This window comes from Mangrovibacter sp. MFB070 (genome assembly GCF_000705335.1).
GTDB classification, from domain to species: domain Bacteria; phylum Pseudomonadota; class Gammaproteobacteria; order Enterobacterales; family Enterobacteriaceae; genus Mangrovibacter; species Mangrovibacter plantisponsor.
In genome coordinates, this window is record NZ_JJMI01000057.1 from 15,105 (window position 1) to 32,405 (window position 17,301).

Annotated in this window: 16 protein-coding genes; 6 read left to right on the plus strand and 10 right to left on the minus strand. The window is 51.2% G+C overall.

Annotated elements, in window-relative coordinates:
* Positions 1-104: 104 nt before the first annotated feature.
* The 8 genes from araD to yiaK form a co-directional block, all read right to left on the minus strand.
* Positions 105-800 (minus strand): L-ribulose-5-phosphate 4-epimerase, encoded by a 696-nt coding sequence (araD, locus tag DT73_RS24755; protein ID WP_036116640.1) that lies wholly within the window; start codon positions 798-800, stop codon positions 105-107.
* The gene (locus tag DT73_RS24760) at positions 794-1,654 is read right to left on the minus strand and encodes an L-ribulose-5-phosphate 3-epimerase (RefSeq protein ID WP_036116642.1); all 861 of its coding nucleotides are present in this window, start codon (positions 1,652-1,654) and stop codon (positions 794-796) included. Before DT73_RS24760 ends, araD begins: the two co-directional genes overlap by 7 nt.
* Positions 1,654-2,307 carry a 3-keto-L-gulonate-6-phosphate decarboxylase UlaD gene (ulaD, locus tag DT73_RS24765; RefSeq protein ID WP_036116643.1) on the minus strand — a complete coding sequence of 218 codons (654 nt, stop codon included), beginning with the start codon at positions 2,305-2,307 and terminating at the stop codon, positions 1,654-1,656. Before ulaD ends, DT73_RS24760 begins: the two co-directional genes overlap by 1 nt.
* The gene (locus DT73_RS24770) at positions 2,304-3,830 is read right to left on the minus strand and encodes an FGGY-family carbohydrate kinase (protein WP_051691543.1); all 1,527 of its coding nucleotides are present in this window, start codon (positions 3,828-3,830) and stop codon (positions 2,304-2,306) included. Before DT73_RS24770 ends, ulaD begins: the two co-directional genes overlap by 4 nt.
* A gap of 40 nt (positions 3,831-3,870) precedes the next feature.
* Entirely contained in the window at positions 3,871-5,193 is a 1,323-nt protein-coding gene (locus DT73_RS24775) for an MFS transporter (RefSeq protein WP_036116646.1), read from the minus strand.
* Between the two features lie 78 nt (positions 5,194-5,271).
* Positions 5,272-6,222: a DUF4862 family protein gene (locus tag DT73_RS24780; RefSeq protein WP_036116647.1), complete on the minus strand. Its 951-nt coding sequence runs from the start codon at positions 6,220-6,222 to the stop codon at positions 5,272-5,274.
* A gap of 49 nt (positions 6,223-6,271) precedes the next feature.
* A complete protein-coding gene (locus tag DT73_RS24785; RefSeq protein WP_036116649.1) occupies positions 6,272-6,739 on the minus strand; it encodes a YhcH/YjgK/YiaL family protein in 468 nt (155 codons plus the stop codon).
* A gap of 10 nt (positions 6,740-6,749) precedes the next feature.
* Positions 6,750-7,748: a 3-dehydro-L-gulonate 2-dehydrogenase gene (gene yiaK, locus DT73_RS24790; RefSeq protein ID WP_036116652.1), complete on the minus strand. Its 999-nt coding sequence runs from the start codon at positions 7,746-7,748 to the stop codon at positions 6,750-6,752.
* Between the two features lie 226 nt (positions 7,749-7,974).
* Between yiaK and DT73_RS24795 the strand changes: the two genes are divergently transcribed.
* The 6 genes from DT73_RS24795 to DT73_RS24820 all read left to right on the plus strand — a co-directional run bounded on the left by DT73_RS24795 (position 7,975) and on the right by DT73_RS24820 (position 14,600).
* A complete protein-coding gene (locus DT73_RS24795) occupies positions 7,975-8,790 on the plus strand; it encodes an IclR family transcriptional regulator (RefSeq protein WP_036116654.1) in 816 nt (271 codons plus the stop codon).
* Between the two features lie 348 nt (positions 8,791-9,138).
* Positions 9,139-10,680 (plus strand): sugar ABC transporter ATP-binding protein, encoded by a 1,542-nt coding sequence (locus DT73_RS24800; RefSeq protein ID WP_036116657.1) that lies wholly within the window; start codon positions 9,139-9,141, stop codon positions 10,678-10,680.
* Positions 10,670-11,779, plus strand: a complete 1,110-nt coding sequence (locus DT73_RS24805) for an ABC transporter permease (protein WP_036116659.1) — start codon at positions 10,670-10,672, stop codon at positions 11,777-11,779. The genes DT73_RS24800 and DT73_RS24805 overlap by 11 nt, the downstream gene beginning before the upstream one ends.
* Positions 11,780-11,793: 14 nt before the next feature.
* Complete coding sequence (locus DT73_RS24810) at positions 11,794-12,894, plus strand: substrate-binding domain-containing protein (RefSeq protein WP_036116660.1); 1,101 nt, start codon at positions 11,794-11,796, stop codon at positions 12,892-12,894.
* An 11-nt stretch (positions 12,895-12,905) separates the two neighbouring features.
* Positions 12,906-13,760 carry an SMP-30/gluconolactonase/LRE family protein gene (locus DT73_RS24815; RefSeq protein ID WP_036116662.1) on the plus strand — a complete coding sequence of 285 codons (855 nt, stop codon included), beginning with the start codon at positions 12,906-12,908 and terminating at the stop codon, positions 13,758-13,760.
* Between the two features lie 435 nt (positions 13,761-14,195).
* Positions 14,196-14,600, plus strand: coding sequence for a hypothetical protein (locus DT73_RS24820; RefSeq protein WP_152552566.1), 405 nt, complete (start codon positions 14,196-14,198; stop codon positions 14,598-14,600).
* Positions 14,601-14,627: 27 nt separating this feature from the next.
* Here the strand turns inward: DT73_RS24820 and oxyR are convergent, their stop codons facing one another.
* Both oxyR and DT73_RS24830 read right to left on the minus strand, forming a co-directional pair.
* The gene (gene oxyR, locus DT73_RS24825; RefSeq protein ID WP_036116664.1) at positions 14,628-15,539 is read right to left on the minus strand and encodes a DNA-binding transcriptional regulator OxyR; all 912 of its coding nucleotides are present in this window, start codon (positions 15,537-15,539) and stop codon (positions 14,628-14,630) included.
* Between the two features lie 744 nt (positions 15,540-16,283).
* The gene (locus tag DT73_RS24830) at positions 16,284-17,294 is read right to left on the minus strand and encodes a glycosyl hydrolase family 8 (protein ID WP_036116667.1); all 1,011 of its coding nucleotides are present in this window, start codon (positions 17,292-17,294) and stop codon (positions 16,284-16,286) included.
* Positions 17,295-17,301 lie beyond the last annotated feature (7 nt).

The window sequence follows — 17,301 nt, forward strand, 5'->3', positions numbered from 1 at the left end:
GTTTATGATCGCAAGAGGTAGAGAAAAAGGGAAAATTTTTTCCCTTTTTGCTTTAAATTTCAGAAGACTGGCTGGTGCCGGCAATGTTATTTACCTGGTGGCGATTATTGCCCGTAGTAGGCATTTTTCCCGTGTTTGCGTAAATAGTGTTTATCCAGCAGGGTTTGCTGCATATCCGGTAATTGTGGGGCGAGCTGGCGCGAGAACAACCCCATATATGCGCACTCTTCCAGTACCACTGCATTATGAACGGCATCTGCGGCATCTTTTCCCCAGGCGAATGGGCCATGGGAATGCACCAGCACAGCCGGAACCTGCAGGGGATCAAGGTCGCGCTGTTCAAACGTTTCGATAATCACATTGCCGGTTTGCAGTTCGTAATCCTGTTCGATTTCAGCATCATGCATCAGCCGGGTGCAGGGTACTGCGCCGTAGAAATAGTCTGCCTGTGTGGTGCCCCAGGCGGGTAAATCCAGGCCTGCCTGTGACCAGATTGTCGCATGGCGGGAATGGGTATGCACAATGCCGCCAATGCCCGGAAAACGGCGGTACAACGCCAGGTGGGTGGCAGTATCAGAAGAGGGTTTCTTTTTCCCTTCCACCACTGCGCCGGTTTCCAGATCAACCACCACCATGTCATCGGCTGTCATCACGTCATACTCTACGCCTGAGGGTTTGATAATCACCACGCCCTGCTCGCGGCAGACAGCGCTGACATTTCCCCAGGTAAATGTGACCAGCTGGTGTTCAGGAAGCGCCAGGTTGGCGGCCAGCACTTCATTTTTTAACTGCTCTAACATGGAAATCCTCCTTCCTGCATACGTTGTTCAATCCACTGGCGAGCCTGAATAATTTCCAGCACCGGCTCCTGGGCTTTCTCTGTCCACATCTCAATTAAAAAGGCGCCGCGATAATTCAGCTCTGCAAGGGTTTTGAAGATGCCGACAAAATCGACACAGCCCTGGCCAAAGGGCACATCACGAAATTGCCCCGGGCTGTCTGCGGTGACAGCCAGCGTGTCTTTCAGGTGAATGGCGGCAATGCGGTTAATCCCCAGACGGAGTTCACTGGCAACGTCATTCCCCCAGGCGCTGAGGTTGCCGACATCCGGGTAAACACTGAACCAGGGGGATGCAAGTAAGTCGTCCCACTTTTTCCATTTGGTAATGGAGTTCATGAACTCGGTGTCCATGATTTCCACAGCCAGCATCACCTGTGCCGCCGCTGCCTGCTCAACAGCCCAGGCCATGCCTTCAGTGAAATAACGCAGCGTGGTTTCATCGGGAGTTTCGTAATAAACGTCATACCCGGCTAACTGGATGGTGCGGATCCCCAGGTCGCGTGCCAGCCTGATAGCCTGGGTCATAATGGTTCTGGCGCGTTGGCGAATGGCTTCATCTTTGCTGCCAAAAGGGAAACGGCGGTGTGCGGACAGGCACATCGACGGTATAGATACACCGGTTTCCAGCATGGACTCCACCAGGGAGGCTCGCTGGCTGGCAGACCACTCCAGGCGGGATAAGCGCTCATCGGTTTCATCGACTGACATCTCGACAAAATCAAAGCCACAGCTTTTCGCCAGCACTAACCTTTCCGGCCAGGTGAGGTTTTTGGGTAAGGCTTTTTCATAAATACCGAGTGGATGCTGGCGCATTATTTGCTCCCCCAGATGGCCTGAATTTGTTGGTGGAAGGCACTGGCAACGGCTGGCGGGTTGGGGTTATCAACCAGTGCACGCCCGGCAATAAATGCGCGCACCGCGATATCACGGAACAGGTGCAGGTCGTCAGGGGTGATGCCGCCGGTAATAGACAGTTCCAGGCCAATATCCGAGAGGGCTTTCATGCGGTTAAGATCCGCCTCGCTCCAGGTTTGCCCGCTGGCCTGAGCATCCCGGCCCCGGTGGTAAATCGCCTGGCGAATGCCGGCTTTATACCAGGCGCGGGCATCATCGAAAGTCCAGTTGCCAAATAGCTCAATCTGGATATCGCCCTGATGCTGTTTGGCAACGGATAATGCTTTTTCCACTGTTGCCAGGGGGGCGGCACAAATCACAGTCATCCAGTTGGCACCCGCCGTCATCGCCTGTTGGGCCAGCGTTTCTCCGGCATCGGCCACTTTCCAGTCGGCTACCACGATTTTTTCCGGGCAACGAGCCCGTAATTCGCGCACTGCGTGCAACCCTTCAGACAGGCATAAAATGGTGCCAGCCTCAATAATGTCCACATGGTGATGCAGCTTTTCCACATCCTGGAGTGCAGATGCCAGGCTGGTGTGGTCCAGGGCCAGTTGTAACAAGGGTTTCATGCGATAGATTCCTTAGCACGTTGAGATGCGGCGCAGCGAGCGTGAAACTGCTGTATGGCATCAATCAGATATTGGTAATGCTGGTATTTATGTTGATAGCGCGCGTGAGCATCCTGGTCGGGGGTCAGGCGGTGAATAGGGTGATTCAGGTGCTGGCAGGCAACCTGAAATGAGGGATACACGCCACTACCCACCAGGGCGGCGAGTGCGGCGCCAAGGCAGCCGGTTTCTTCCACCTGGGGTAATTCCACGGTTAATCCGCTGATGTCGGCAAACATCTGCATCCAGACGGCAGAATGTGCCGGGCCACCGGTTATGCGTAAGGTGCGGGCTTCGGTAAAACGGGTTTGCATACGGTTCAGGTGAGTCATATGGCTGAAAACTACACCTTCATAGACGGCCTGCAGCAGGTGAGCCCGCTGGTGAATCGCCTGTAACCCATAGAACCCGGCAGTCATTTCCAGCCCGGCATTGCTCCCATACAGAAATGGCAGAAAGTAGACATCTGAACCGGCCTTCGGCAGGCTGGCGACTGCGTTATTAATCTCGTCAAAAGAGAGTGAGCCCCACTGGCTCGTGAGCCATTCGAGATTGCCGGATGATGTGGGGCTGGCTTCATGGACAATATAGAGTCCCGGGTCGGCGTAGCGGCCATAGACATAACGGTGAGCTTCGTGGGGATGAATCCCGGATGTCACACCGCTGGTAACGGCCCAGGTACCCATAACGGCATTGAGTGTGTGTTCATCCTGTAATCCGGCACAGAGTGCGGTGGAAACCACATCAAACAGCCCCCCCACTACAGGCGTACCTGCAGCGAGACCGGTCAGGGAGGCGGCATGAGCGGTGATTTCCCCGCATATTTCTGCTGGGCCAACAATTGGCGGTAGAGCGGGCATGATTTCTTCAATACCCAGCATTTGCGCCAGTTTGGGGTCATATTCACCCCGCGCCATGTGGTACAGGTTCGATTCGGAGATATTGGTTTCTTCTGCGCTTTTTACGCCTGTCAGGCACCAGCGCAGATAATCGTGGCCCATCATCACGCAGCCAATGTTCTGGTAGCGTTGCGGCTCATGGTCCTTGATCCAGCGCAGTAATGATGCCGGGTGGCCGGTCCATAACGTCTGGCGAGTTTCAGGATAGAGCCGTTCAGGCATACCTTCCTGTTGCCACTGGCGTACTTGCGCCATAGCCCGACGGTCTGAGGAGAGAATGGCATTGCCGAGAGGCTTATTCTGTTTATCGAGCAGAAACAGCCCTTTACCCTGAGCAGAAATACCAATCGCCTGAATTCGGGAGCCGTTTACCTCTGCCCGGGTCAGTAACTGACGAATGGTACTGGCGCACTGCTCCCATAACGCGTGCATATCGCGCTCAGCGTATCCAGGTTGTGGGTTGAGGGTGGTCAGTACGCCACGCTGGATATAGTGCTCTTTGCCAGCGCGGTCATATAACCCGGCCTTCAGATAGGTGCCACCGCAATCAATACCCAGCCATAAAGGCTCGCTGTGTTCTCTCATCATCGGTACTCGTTTATGCGCGCCGAAGCGCGCAGGTGTCTCAAATAGTGGATTTATTAGCCACACCCTGGTGTGTCGGGTGAACTTCATCGTTGTCGCATCTGGCAGGCAGGATCAGCGCCAGAATGGCAGACAGCAGTAGTGATGCGGCCAGGCAATACACCCCGGCATCTTTGCTGTAGAGGGTTATCAACACGCCAACTGCATAAGGGCCACAGAAGCCACCGAGGTTCCCCAGGGCATTAATTACGCCACGCGCACCACCGGCCATTTCGGCGTTGAACAGGCGGGCCGGAATGGTCCAGAACACACCCGCGGCGGATTGCAGGAAGAAACCGCAACCAATCAATGCCAGGTACGACAGCCAGACATGCTGTTGCAACGTGACAGACAGAAACATGCACAGGGAAAAACCAAGCAGCGGCAGGAAGACGAATAACTTGCGTTTGCCTGTGCGGTCAGACAAAGAGGAGAACAGGAACATACCCGCCATGGCGGCAACAAAAGGCAGAACTGCCAGTAAACCTACTTCACCCATGCTACTGTGAGTCAGGCCTTTGAGAATGCTGGGTAACCACAGTGTGTAACCGTAGATCCCGGTCTGGTAGAAGAAGTTAAGGGCAATTAATTGCCAGATAGTTTTGTCTGCCAGTACCAGTTTCAGTGAGGCATTGCGCACCTGTTTGCCAGCAATTGCTGCCTGTTCCTCTTTCAGTGTCCGGATTAACCACTGCTTTTCGGCCTCGGATATCCAGCGGGCTTCTTCAGGCCGGTCACTTACGGTGAGGGACCACAGAATAAGCACGGCAACAGAGAACAAACCTTCAACAATGAACAGCCAGCGCCAGTCCAGAACGGTAATAAGCCAGCCTGAAAGCGGAGCGGTAATGATGCCTGCAATAGGAACGAACATGATGACGATAGCGTTAGCACGCCCGCGCTCTGCGTCCGGGAACCAGTTACTGACCATCGTCAGCACTACCGGCAGCATCCCGCCTTCAGCAACCCCCAGCAGGAACCGCAAGGCAAGTAACTGGTACTGATTGGTAATCAACCCGGTAAGAATGGATAAAATAGCCCAGGCAACCAGAGACCAGCCAATAAAGCGCTTGCCGCTACCATGCACTGCTATTTTTCCACCAGGCACCTGCAGAAATAAATAACCGATAAAGAAAATACCACCGGCAAGACCTGCCATACTGGCCGAAATACCTAATTCACTGTCCATTCCGCCTGGCATGGCAAAGGCAATATTTACCCGGTCCATATAAGAAATAATACAGGCGATTAATATGGGGGGAATAATTCTCAGCCAGCGCTGGCGGGGAATATGTTGAGATTGTAGGGTACGGGTTGAAGTCATAATATTATTCTCTTAGTCGTCGTGAGATAACACGCTACGGCCTGATTTTATTCAGGCCGATGAGGGATTCTGTTGTTATTATGTTTTTGCCAGGTTTAAAGCACGGATCCCGTCGTGTAATATCGCGACACGGTGTGAAACATCCGCGCTGGCATTTATTTCTAAGAGTTTGATACCTAAAAAAGACAGGCTGTTGCCTGGCACGGCGTGTAACCATTTGCGCGCCTGCTCAACGGTCATCAGGCTTTCATGGCAACCTGCTTCACTGCCAGGGAAAGGCGCAAATGGCGCATGCAGGTCTCCCCATTCGCCATAAGGGCCGGATTCAGTGGTGCCCGAAAACATCAGCCCGGCCAGTTTGTGCTGGCTCAGTACTTGTTGCAGGTGGCGTAACGGCTCTTCAGTATCACGGCGCTCAATCACGGAACGCGCCCAGTTCAGAGCAACACGAATATTGCGCCCGCGTACTGTATCCAGCACATTTTCCAGTGGTAAAAATCCTTTACCGGGTTGGACGCCGTTCATGGCATCACAATGTTCCAGCACCAGGTCACAAGACCAGTCCCAGCGAGTCAGTTCATCCAGCGAGGCGTTAAAGGCTGCGGTGGAGTGCTCAACAGAAGCCGTAGCCAGAGGCGCCGCGTGGATTTCCAGGGCAATAACCCGTTTTTTTGCTGCGCTGTCGTTAATACGGTTAATCTTCTGATACAGGTGACGATACCAGTTCAGGCAAGCCTGGCGCTGGGTTTCATCGGCAGATGCCAGCCCAAATCCGGGCTGGCTGGCGCGCTGTTGCATGGTACCCATAATAGCGGTAACCACAATTTCCCAGTCGCCAGGAATATGGTTCAGCAGCCAGTCATCGCCAAAGGGATGTAATTCCTCAAGGCATGGCTGTTCCAGACCACGAATATCTGTGCTGTCTGCCAGTTGACGCCAAAAGCTGGCTTCGTCATTTTCATTTTTATAGTGAAACGAAGGTGCGCAAGGGTACGCACCGATAATATAACCCGTGTGTTGGCTATTCATTGTAGTGGTTCCTTATTATTTGCTGTTTTTCAGCAAATAAATAACAAGGCTAGTTTATTGTGGAAATATCCACCTTCACGACAACTTTTCTGATATTGCAAACGTCCTGGTTAATACAGGCCGGGCGATGCACATCCTGAGGGAAAAAGATGGCGTAATTACCCGGAGTCATATGAATAAAAGATTCATTCTCTGCCGACTGGTAAAAAATAATATCCCGCTCGGCAAGTAAAGACTGGCTTACCGGGTTGTTACCCGTTTCGGGCGCGATACCGATTTGTTCATCGCCACTGACCAAAAACTGAATATCAATATACCGGCGATGTACCTCTGGCAGGTTCTCCATGACAGGTTTCGTCGTGAGATCCAGGATCTGCATGTACAGTTTTTTGCCGTCCACTTCCACTACACCGGTATCCATACGGGAAAAGTCAGTTTCCCGCAGCAGTGCCAGTGCCTGTTCCAGTGGCGGCGGCAGCGGGCAAGGGTTCGGGTTGTTGATATGGCCGAAAATCATAGTATTTCCCCTACAGAGCCTGAATTTTTTCCCATACGCTGTCGTCAACAGTGATACCGTTGCGGCGATTTTCTTCGAGCAGGCGAGTAAATTCATGGCCTGGCAAACGAATGGCTACATTCGGGTCCGCACGTTCAGCCGTGGTGACGTAATCCATAATACGTTGCAGTTTTTCATCACGGGTTTTGCCGTCGATAAGCCTGTCTACTTCAATGGCGATAAAAATCTGCGACACGCCATATTCATCACTGTTTTCTTCCGTGACCTGAGCGACAGAACCACCGTTAGAAAGCAGGGTGGCAATCATGTCCAGCACAATAGACAAGCCTGAACCTTTCCAGTAACCCATTGGCAGAATGCGGCGATTTTTTTCCACGGTGCCCGGGTCTTTCGTGAGATTACCGTCGTCATCAAACCCGCCATCTACCGGTAACTGGCGGCCAGCCAGGCGGTTCACTTCCAGCATGCCGTAAGAGAACATCGACATGGACATATCCACCATCGTAATTGGGTTGCCCGGTATTGCCACAATCAGTGGGTTGGTGCCAATGCGGCACTCTTTAGCACCCCAGGGCGGCATGACGGCGATGGAGTTCGTCCAGCAAATACCAATGTAGCCTTTTTCTGCTGCCTGCCAGCCATAGCTGCCACCACGCATCCAGTGGTTGGCATTACGCAATGCAACCAGCCCAATACCGTGGTCTGAAGCCAGTTCAGTGGCGCGGTCCATCATTTTTTGTGCCGTCAGGTTGCCAATGGCGCGGTGTGCGTCCCACTGCTCTATGGCCCCCAGTGAAAGTACGCGTTCAGGTACTGCATCCGGAATGATGTCGCCTGCATCGAGTTGCTGAATAAAGCGAGGAAAGCGGTTTACGCCGTGGGAGTACACCCCTGATTCGGTTGTGCGGGCGAACATTTCTGCACAGGCATCCGCTGTTTGTGGATTGATCCCCCGGTTTACCAGCACCCGGTTAAATGCAGCTTTTAACTGCTCAAACGTCACTTTCATTCCTGATCTCCTTCGATTTGTGGGAATGGCGTGAATGAATTTTTAGCTGTAAATTTCATATTGTGGAATCTGATTTCAAATATAACGATCAGAAAATGAGATGTCAAAGCATGAATGAAAACTAAAAATGAAGTAAATTCAGTGTGTTAATAATTTATTGCCCAGATCGTGAACTGAAACACACTTTGCGCTACGATCAGGAAACGATAAAAGCAGGATGAGAGACATGAGTGAAAAAAGAGCGAATGCGGCCCTGGATAAAGAGCGGCCCGCAGGCAGCCAGAGTTTGTTTCGTGGCTTGCAATTAATTGAAATTTTGAGCAATTACCCAAATGGTTGCCCACTGGCCCACCTCTCGGAATTGGCACAACTGAACAAGAGCACAGTGCACCGCCTGCTGCAGGGGTTACAGTCTTGCGGCTATGTGACGACTGCGCCCGCTGCCGGGAGCTACCGGCTGACCACTAAATTTATTTCTGTGGGGCAAAAAGCGCTGTCATCACTGAACATTATTCATGTTGCCGCTCCCCACCTGGAAACGCTCAACCTGGAAACCGGTGAGACCGTGAACTTCTCAACACGGGAAGATGACCACTCAATTTTGATTTATAAGCTGGAACCCACAACCGGTATGTTGCGTACCCGGGCGTATATTGGTCAGCAGCAACCGCTGTATTGCTCGGCAATGGGGAAAATTTACCTCGCCTTTGGGCAGGAAGATTACGTGCAAAAATACTGGGAAATACACCAGCCACAAATTCAGTCGCTGACTCGCAATACGATTACCCGCCTGGGGGATATGTACCAGGAGCTGGCGTCCATTCGCGATAAAAACATGGCCATGGACCGCGAAGAAAACGAACTGGGTGTGTCTTGTATTGCTGTCCCTGTTTTTGATATTCACCAACGGGTGCCATACGCGATTTCTATTTCGTTATCCACCTCCAGGTTAAAACAAATTGGTGAGAAGAACTTGTTGAAACCACTGCAAAAAACAGCACTGGCTATTTCTCAGGAGCTGGGGTTTAACGTCCAGATATAGTGGCTTTGCCAGGCGGTCTCTTTTCCTGCGGTAACACACTGGCGCAGTATGTCTTTTTGCATACTGCGCTTGCCCGGCTATTGCTGATATTTTGGTACTGATTACTACCTGAATAACCTTCCTTTTCGCACTATTTAATAAGTGCGCCCCTCGTCACATTTTAGATAAATAAAAATAACCAATTGAAAATATTGATTATTTATTTATTCACCTTCCGTGATATTTCATGTTTACTTTTTATCGTGAATTTGAAATTTGATTTCGCATATTGAAACACTGGTGCGTTTTTTTTCGATGCAGCTGTGAAAAAAAACTTTGTTAGCGGGTCACCCACGAAAAGGCATCGCTATGAATCAAATTCGGGCCCAGCAACCTACGCTGGAAATGCAGCATATTGTGAAACGTTTTGGCGGCAACCCCGCAGTCAATGATGTCAGCCTTCATGTTATGCCTGGTGAAGTCCTTGCGCTGCTTGGTGAAAATGGTGCAGGGAAATCAACGTTAATCAAAGTGCTGGCGGGGGTGTATTCCCGTGATAGTGGCGACATTCTGTTTAAAGGCCAGCCTATCTCTTCGGCAGCAGCAATTAAGAGTGCCACACAACAACCTATTGCATTTATCCACCAGGACCTCGGGCTGGTGGAATGGATGACGGTTGCTGAAAACATGGCGCTGGTCATGGGGTTTCCGCGCAAGCTGGGGCTGATTCGCTGGCGTGAAATTGAACGCCGCGCTCGCCAGGCACTCCAGGATGTGGGGATTGATATTGACCCACAGGCGAGGGTCTTTGAGTTATCGCGTACTGAAAAATCCTTGCTGGCGATTGCGCGTGCTGTCGCTGTTAACGCGGAATTACTGGTGCTGGATGAACCCACCGCGTCATTACCTGCCAATGATGTTCGCCATCTGTTCAGTGTTATTGCCCGTTTACGGGAAAAGAATGTCGGGATGATTTATGTCACACACCGCCTTGATGAAGTCATTGAGATTGCCGACCGGGTGTGTGTGATGCGCGACGGGTGCTATGTCGCCGGAGGGATGACGGCAGATTATACCGTGCGTGGCCTGGTGGAATTAATTGTGGGCGAGCAAACGGCACAAGAACAGCGTGAACCCTTACCGGAAGGGCGTTCCCCGGTGCTGGCACTGGAAAATGTGCAGGTTGGGGATACCGGCCCGGTGAGTTTCTCATTACAGCCAGGGGAGATGCTGGCCCTGGCCGGGCTGCGCGGGGCAGGCCAGGAAGAAATTGGCCGGCTGTTGTTTGGGCTGCGTCAGCGAGAAGGTGGGGAAATCCATTTCTGTGAACAGCCTTATGCTGCCAGAAACCCGCGGGAGGCAATGGCGCGCGGTGTCTCTTTAGTGGCCGGAGACCGGACAGGCGAAAGCCTGGTGATGTCGATGTCGGTGCGGGAAAACCTGTTTATGAACCCCTGCGCCAGTGGGCATCGGGTGCTGTCCCGGTATGGCGGGCGTGAAGAAATCGGCGAAAGCTGGTGGAAAGTGCAGTTGTTCGATGTCCGCCCGAAGGACGTCAACATTGATATCAGTGCGTTATCTGGCGGTAACCAGCAGAAAGTGGTGATGGCGCGCTGGATGCATCTGGCGACGCCGTTGCTGATTCTGGAAGACCCAACGGCGGGCGTGGATGTTGGCGCCCGGGCGGAGATTTATCACCTGTTGAATAAATCGTTGGGTGAGGGCGTGGCGGTACTGGTTATCTCAAATGATTTCGAGGAGATAGCTCATATCTGCAACCGGGCGCTGGTGTTTAACCGCGGTCGTGTTGTGGGCGAACTGCGCAATCAGGATGTGACGTTTGCGAATTTATTGGCACTGGCTTCTGCCAGTTCTGAAGTCACTAAAGGGCAAGAAGATTATGTCGAATAAAACATCGGTAAAATCCACCGCGTTGGAGCAGCGCGTCAGTTTATCCCGTGACGGCGTCAGCCCCTGGATGATGCAGGTTGTCACGCGCTATGGCTTGTTATTATTGTGCGTGGTGCTGACTCTGGTGTTCTCCCTGACGACACCTTCGTTTGCGTCCATGCTGACGCTGCAGGCTATTCTTGCCAGCAAATCCAAAATCGCCTTACTGGCACTGGCTGCCACCATCCCGATGATTGTGGGCAAAATCGACCTGAATGTTGGGTTTGGCATTGTGTTGTGGCACATCCTCGCAATTACGTTGCAGGTGCAGTACGGGTTGTCCTGGGAAATGGCCATTGTGATAGTGCTGATTATCTCAGCGTTGTATGGCCTGCTGAACGGTATCCTGGTGGCTCTGGCCGATATCGACAGCTTTGTCGCCACACTGGGTTCAGGCACGGTGCTGTATGCGGTCGCCCTGTGGCACTCCGGTGGGCGGCAAATAGTGGGCGATCTGCCGGATGCTTTTATTGCTATCGACCACGCTGAAATTTTTGGGATCCCGGTTGCGGCGTTTTATGTCCTGGTTGTGGCGGTGTGCCTGTGGTTGTTAACCGAACACACGCCAATGGGCCGTTGCATGTATGCGGTGGGCGGGAATCCTGCAGCGGCGCGGCTTAATGGCATCCCGGTGAATCTGTATGTGATGGGCTCGTTTATTGCTTCCAGTGTCCTGACCGGGTTTTGCGGGGTACTGATTGCCTCAGAACAAGGGGTCGGGCAGGCCAGCGTGGGTATGGATTACCTGCTACCAGCACTGGTGGGCGCATTTTTAGGTAGCACAACCATTCGCCCGGGCCGGGTGAATGTGTGGGGCACTGTGGTTGGGATTTGTATTTTGGCGATTGGTATTGCCGGGATCCAACAATTTGGCGGGGCATTCTGGGTTGAACCTCTGTTCAACGGTGCCACGCTGTTGCTCTCCATTACGCTTGCCGGTTACGCACAGCGTCGCCGTATGGCGAATCAAAAAGCCGTTCAACGGCGACAAACGACAGGTAGTGCGCAGCCAGCGCAACTGTCCACACCTTCCGACGCTAATCATGTCGTTAAATCATAACAGGGGTATTTTTCATGAAATATCGTTTGCTTGCATTGGGTTTGAGCCTTGCTTTATTCAGCCAGGCGCCAGCTTTTGCGGATGATTTTATGTCTCAGGTGAAAGCGGCAGTTGCCAGCGCAACCGCACCCGTGACGCAGTGGGACGGGCCAACAACCGGGCCGGCATTGCAAAAAGATAAGAAGATTATTTTTATTGCCTCTGATATGAAAAATGGCGGTGTGCAGGGGGTGCAGCAGGGGCTGAGTGAGGCCGCTAAAGCGGCAGGCTGGCATCTGGAAACACTGGATGGCGCCGGGTCGGTAAAGGACCAGTTATCTGCGCTTAACCAGGCTATCGCCCAGAAACCCGATGGCATAGTGATTGGGGGCTGGAACCCTAATGTCGCGAAAATCCCTCTCGACCGTGCGGCGAAACTGGGCATTGTGTTAATGGGCTGGCATGCCATTCCACAACCTGGTCCGGTGGAGAAATACCACCTGTTTTATAACGTGACCTCAGATTCAAATGCCGTCGCCCGGATTGCTGCCGATTATGCAATTGCGCGTTCTGATGGCAAAGCACAGGTAATTATCCTGACCGATTCGCTGTACCAAATCGCGCTGGATAAAGCCAATGTAATGAAAGAGGAAATCGGTAAATGTGCTTCCTGCAAAGTGCTGGAATTTATTGATACACCACTGTCTGACACCTCCAGCCGTATGCCTTCAATGACATTCAGCCTGTTGCAAAAATATGGTGACAATTACCAGTACACCCTGGCAATTAACGACCTCTATTTTGATTTTATGGCACCCGCGTTGAGAACGGCGAACAAAGGTGGGAAAAACGCGCCCTTTAACATTTCCGCCGGTGATGGCTCCATTACGGCGTATCAGCGCATCCGTACCAGTAACAGCCAGCTTGCCACGGTTCCTGAGCCGTTGAAACTGCATGGCTGGCAAGTGCTGGATGAGTTTAACCGTGCTTTTGCCGGGCAGAAACCCTCTGGCTATGTCACGCCGGCACACCTCGTGACGAAAGAGAACATTGATAAAGATGGCGGGCAAAACAATATGTATGACCCACAGAATGACTACCAGGGCCATTACAAAGCAATTTGGGGAGTCAAATAAGCGAGGCGGGTATGCAGGTAACATGGCTTGGGGATCTGGAACGGTTATGCTCGCCCGCGCAATGGGCAGAGGGCCCTGTCTGGCTTGAACAAGAGCAGGCCGTGGTATTCAGTGATGTAAAAGGCAACCGTATGTTTCGTTGGTCTTCCGGGCAGGGTGTGGCGCTCTGGCGGGCATCTGCGAATTATGCCAATGGCAATGCGGTAGATACTGAAGGCCGGGTGGTGACTTGTGAGCATGGTCGTCGTGGCATCAGCCGCACGGAACGGAACGGCGATGTGACACTGCTGGTGGACAAACTGGAAGGAAAACGCCTGAATTCCCCCAATGATGTCGCCGTGCGCTCCGATGGTACGATTTGGTTTACCGACCCACCTTATGGCATCGTCGGTGACGATGAAGGCTATAAGTCGGAAAGCCAGGTGATTGGGTGTTATGTCTACTGTTTCGACCCGCGTGATAACAGCCTGACTATTGCAACCAGTGATACCCAGCGCCCTAATGGCATTGCGTTTTCACCCGACGAGAGTCTGCTTTATATCGCCGATATGTCGGTTGTGGATTTCCCTGAGCAGGGCCGCCGGGAACTCCGGGTATATGAGGTTGCGGGCAAGAAGCTGGAAAATGGGCGCCACCTTGCTGAAGTGGCGCCTGGTTTCCCGGATGGTTTTTGTGTGGACCGCTATGGGCATATTTTCTGTAGTTGTGCCGATGGCGTGATTGTTTTTTCAGCGCAGGGTGAACAAATAGGTAAAATTCAGGTACCTGAGCGGGTGTCCAACTGCGTCCTGGGTGGGCCTGAGCAGGGAGTCTTGTTTATTACGGCCACAACATCGCTCTACAGCCTGCGGTTGCGTTATTTATAGCGGTTTGGCGCAATAATCCGGTATCACACTTACACTTCCGGCAGCACGGGGGCAAATGCCCCGTGCTGCCGTCAAACACAGTATCCCGCGCTGCCTTCCTTTTTATTTATCCAGTGGTTATTTATTTGGCCGGACTGAACCAGTCTATTTTTTATTAGTAAAACCAATGAAACCACAATCACTGATCACTCTCGTCAATAAGTGATCAATAATCACCCGAATTACAGCGGGTGATGTTTATAACTTGTGAATAAACAAGGCTTTTTTTACCAATTTAAGAAAAACCGTATGGATAAAATAGAATTTATTATCTATGTTGAATAGACAGGCACTTAAGAAAATGAAATATCGGCCGATAACCCTTTTATCAATTTGGGTGGCTGATGGCATGGATTAGCAGGAACACCCTGTTCCAGGCTCGAAGGATACTGAATAGTGAAATCTGACCGTTTGTCACAACGTTCCCGACAGGGATTACCTGCAGTTCCCGTTCCACCTGTAGTGGACGCTATTGCTGCGCGCCTTGCCTGGGTTACGCGGGGTGATGAACACCTGGTAGCCGGGTTATTGTCCCAGCCTTATTTACATGGGCAAGTGATTCAAAGCGACCACGAGCAACTCCTGGTGCAATTCCCGTTCTTTTCTGCCGTTCACACCGGGATGTCCACCGATGACTACACCCTGGCTCTGGTGAATTTGTGGCTGGCAATTGAAGCACAGTACACCATGGGGAATGTGCTGCCGGAAGATGTGCTTAACGGACTAAAGGAAACAATGACAATCACGCACCAACGTGATTGTCAGAGAAAATATAGCGATATTTCGGTATCTATGGAGTAATAACCGGCTCACCCGGTTATGCAGTGGTCACGCGGGAATACTGTCGGCCTGTAAATACTTCTCCATATGTTTCGCAATAATGTTGCGCAGCATTTCATATTTCTTACGCATCGGGTCGCTACGGTGAAATACCAGCACCATTTTGCGGGTGGGTTCTGGTGCCACGCAGCGTATATACTTCACTTCATCGCGGGTTTCTTCCTGGGTAGAGAGTAATGGGAAGAAGGCAATCCCCTTGTTAAACGCCACACTACGGCGCAGTGTCTCAAGGTGCATGGCGATAAAGCGGTTATCTGGTTCCAGCTCAAACTGATAGCAATAGCGCAAGATTTGGCTGTGCAGGCAGTTGCCGTCATCCAGCATCAGTATTTTGTTATTTTTGAGATGGTCCATGTTGATTTCATCGAACCGGGCATAAGGGTGCTTGTGGCTGACACCTAACACCAGTGGTTCTTCAAACAACGGTAATTCAACATACTTACTGGTTTCTTTGCTGGCCATGACAATTGCACATTCAATGGCGTCAGATTCCAGCATCGCCAGCAAGTGCTGGGTTTGCGCTTCATGAATTTCCATCTCTACTTCCGGGAAGTTTTCCCGGCATAAGGTATTCATATGGGAAAAAATGTACGGCGCAAGGGTTGGAATGATGCCGATATCCAGCGTTTGTGACAGGCTGTGCTGGCTGCTGCTTGCCATGTTTTTCAGCGCTTCAATTTCCCGGAGAATCACCTGCGTTTGTTCAACAAGGCGCAGCCCGGTTTGAGTGAAACGAATTTTACGAGTGGTGCGTTCCAGCAGCTGTAACCCCAGTTCATTTTCCAGTTTACGTAACTGGGCGCTGAGTGTTGGTTGACTCACGTTACAGGCTTCGGCTGCACGCTGAAAATGGCGGTATTTGGCCAGTGCAACAAGGTACTCTAAATTACGAATGTTCATTTTTTTTCCCGGGTTGCAAATGCTGCCGTTGTACGGGCAGATTTATATAATTTGTTTGGTTGTGATGCCTTGTTATTATTCTTAACACGGTCATTTCTCCCCCATGAATTGCATGAGAACTAATACTTTTTTATTATTTTCCTGCTAAAACCTGTCATTTTCTTATGAACAAAAAGTGCTGATTAATTTTTGTTCACAATAATGGCAGGTGCTGTTATTAATTTCATAAAAATTCACCACGGTACTTTTTGTGTAATAACGTGTGTGTTCAGGTCTGTTAAACCATGCATCAGACCAATCTTAAGTGAGCAGCTGAACAAACAAGCCAGCCAGTGCGCACTTCAGGCTCTCATTTTTCATTCCCGGAATCAGTAACACATTCTGTTGCAATGTCTTTTTCCATCCCATGGTCTCATAACATGGGAGTTTGCGGTCTTTGAATCCTGCCAAACTCCCCTGTGCTGAAACTCTGAAACGGTGGTAACCGGTCAGTCCTTCCCTACAGCCGGTAACGTATTTGTTATAAAGAGCATCCTGCCAGCATTCGGTAACCCATAATGAGGGTTGCGGCCTGGACGTACATACTTTACACCCAGGCGAAAACTATCGTATTGGCAAAATAATGTGACCAGGAACAATATTTAGCGCAGTGGTTAATAACAGTACTGCGTTTATTTTGACCTTAATCAAATTCACATTTTATGAAAGTGAGTGGTTCACAAAAATTTTGAACATGACTATTTATCATCCTTTTAAAGATGCTGCAAATAAAGAGAGCATATGAAGTGCAGATAAATAGTAACCTTCGCCCGGGCGCAGTGATTTATCCATTTGGTGATAATCACCCATGGTTAAGTCTCGCACTGCCAGTATTCCGCCGGACATATCGTAATTTGCCTGGCTGTTGCCAGAAACGTCTACCCAGGCCGGGGTTGCATTCCGGGTATAGCTGGACCAAAAGTGGCGGAAATTTTCTGTCGCGCCAGATTTAACATCACCCAGGCTAAGGTATAACGGAATACGAATGGCATCATAGCTAAAGCGGGCAGGCCAGTTTTTGGCGGGTGAGACGTCACCGTTGTCTTTAACAAACACCCAGTCGCTCGGGAGCTGGGTTTTCCCAAAACGCGCTTTGTCCAGAAGTGCCAGGCTGGACTTCTTCAGCTTCAGCCACACCGGGTTATGGCTGGCTTTCCAGAAGCTTTCCCATGCCGGGAAAATAAAGTAAGACGGGTTAACAACATAGCCATCGTCATGCACAAAACCTTCCAGCCCCGGTAACAGCAATGTCTGGTTATCTTCATCAATAATCAGGCAGTTGATAAGCGCTTCCTGAATATGTGATGAGGCGTCGGTCCAGCTCTGCTCATGCCATTTTTCGCCAGCGAGCAGCAGTGCCCAGGCTATCAGTGTATCGCCATCACTGGCGTTGTTGGTATCGGTCACTTTGTTCACGGTTGGGTCATAGCGCCAGGCGAATAACCACAATGACGGGCGTAATAATGTGTGTTCAGTCCAGCCCCAAATGCTCTCAAAGGCAGGGCGGTCGTTATTCATGACGGCCAGTAGCATGCCGTATCCCTGGCCTTCAGAATGGCTGATGTTGCCATTTTCACGGTCGACAATGCGCCCGTCCTGATTCAGGTAATTGTGTTTAAACACCGCCCAGTTGTTTTCCTGAGCGGGCGCGGCGAAAGAGCTCATGGTCAGCGAGAGCAGTAATAGCCATGGCGAGAACCAGGTCGCTTTTAACATGATAGAG

What these genes read in the sequence shown, in the direction of transcription:
- DT73_RS24805 (WP_036116659.1), top strand. Translation starts at nt 10,670, where the DNA reads ATGTCGAATAAAACATCGGTAAAATCCACCGCGTTGGAGCAGCGCGTC.
- DT73_RS24775 (WP_036116646.1), bottom strand. Translation starts at nt 5,193, where the DNA reads ATGACTTCAACCCGTACCCTACAATCTCAACATATTCCCCGCCAGCGC.
- DT73_RS24815 (WP_036116662.1), top strand. Translation starts at nt 12,906, where the DNA reads ATGCAGGTAACATGGCTTGGGGATCTGGAACGGTTATGCTCGCCCGCG.
- DT73_RS24810 (WP_036116660.1), top strand. Translation starts at nt 11,794, where the DNA reads ATGAAATATCGTTTGCTTGCATTGGGTTTGAGCCTTGCTTTATTCAGC.
- yiaK (WP_036116652.1), bottom strand. Translation starts at nt 7,748, where the DNA reads ATGAAAGTGACGTTTGAGCAGTTAAAAGCTGCATTTAACCGGGTGCTG.
- DT73_RS24830 (WP_036116667.1), bottom strand. Translation starts at nt 17,294, where the DNA reads ATGTTAAAAGCGACCTGGTTCTCGCCATGGCTATTACTGCTCTCGCTG.
- DT73_RS24800 (WP_036116657.1), top strand. Translation starts at nt 9,139, where the DNA reads ATGAATCAAATTCGGGCCCAGCAACCTACGCTGGAAATGCAGCATATT.
- DT73_RS24785 (WP_036116649.1), bottom strand. Translation starts at nt 6,739, where the DNA reads ATGATTTTCGGCCATATCAACAACCCGAACCCTTGCCCGCTGCCGCCG.
- DT73_RS24770 (WP_051691543.1), bottom strand. Translation starts at nt 3,830, where the DNA reads ATGAGAGAACACAGCGAGCCTTTATGGCTGGGTATTGATTGCGGTGGC.
- DT73_RS24760 (WP_036116642.1), bottom strand. Translation starts at nt 1,654, where the DNA reads ATGCGCCAGCATCCACTCGGTATTTATGAAAAAGCCTTACCCAAAAAC.
- DT73_RS24795 (WP_036116654.1), top strand. Translation starts at nt 7,975, where the DNA reads ATGAGTGAAAAAAGAGCGAATGCGGCCCTGGATAAAGAGCGGCCCGCA.
- araD (WP_036116640.1), bottom strand. Translation starts at nt 800, where the DNA reads ATGTTAGAGCAGTTAAAAAATGAAGTGCTGGCCGCCAACCTGGCGCTT.
- oxyR (WP_036116664.1), bottom strand. Translation starts at nt 15,539, where the DNA reads ATGAACATTCGTAATTTAGAGTACCTTGTTGCACTGGCCAAATACCGC.
- ulaD (WP_036116643.1), bottom strand. Translation starts at nt 2,307, where the DNA reads ATGAAACCCTTGTTACAACTGGCCCTGGACCACACCAGCCTGGCATCT.
- DT73_RS24780 (WP_036116647.1), bottom strand. Translation starts at nt 6,222, where the DNA reads ATGAATAGCCAACACACGGGTTATATTATCGGTGCGTACCCTTGCGCA.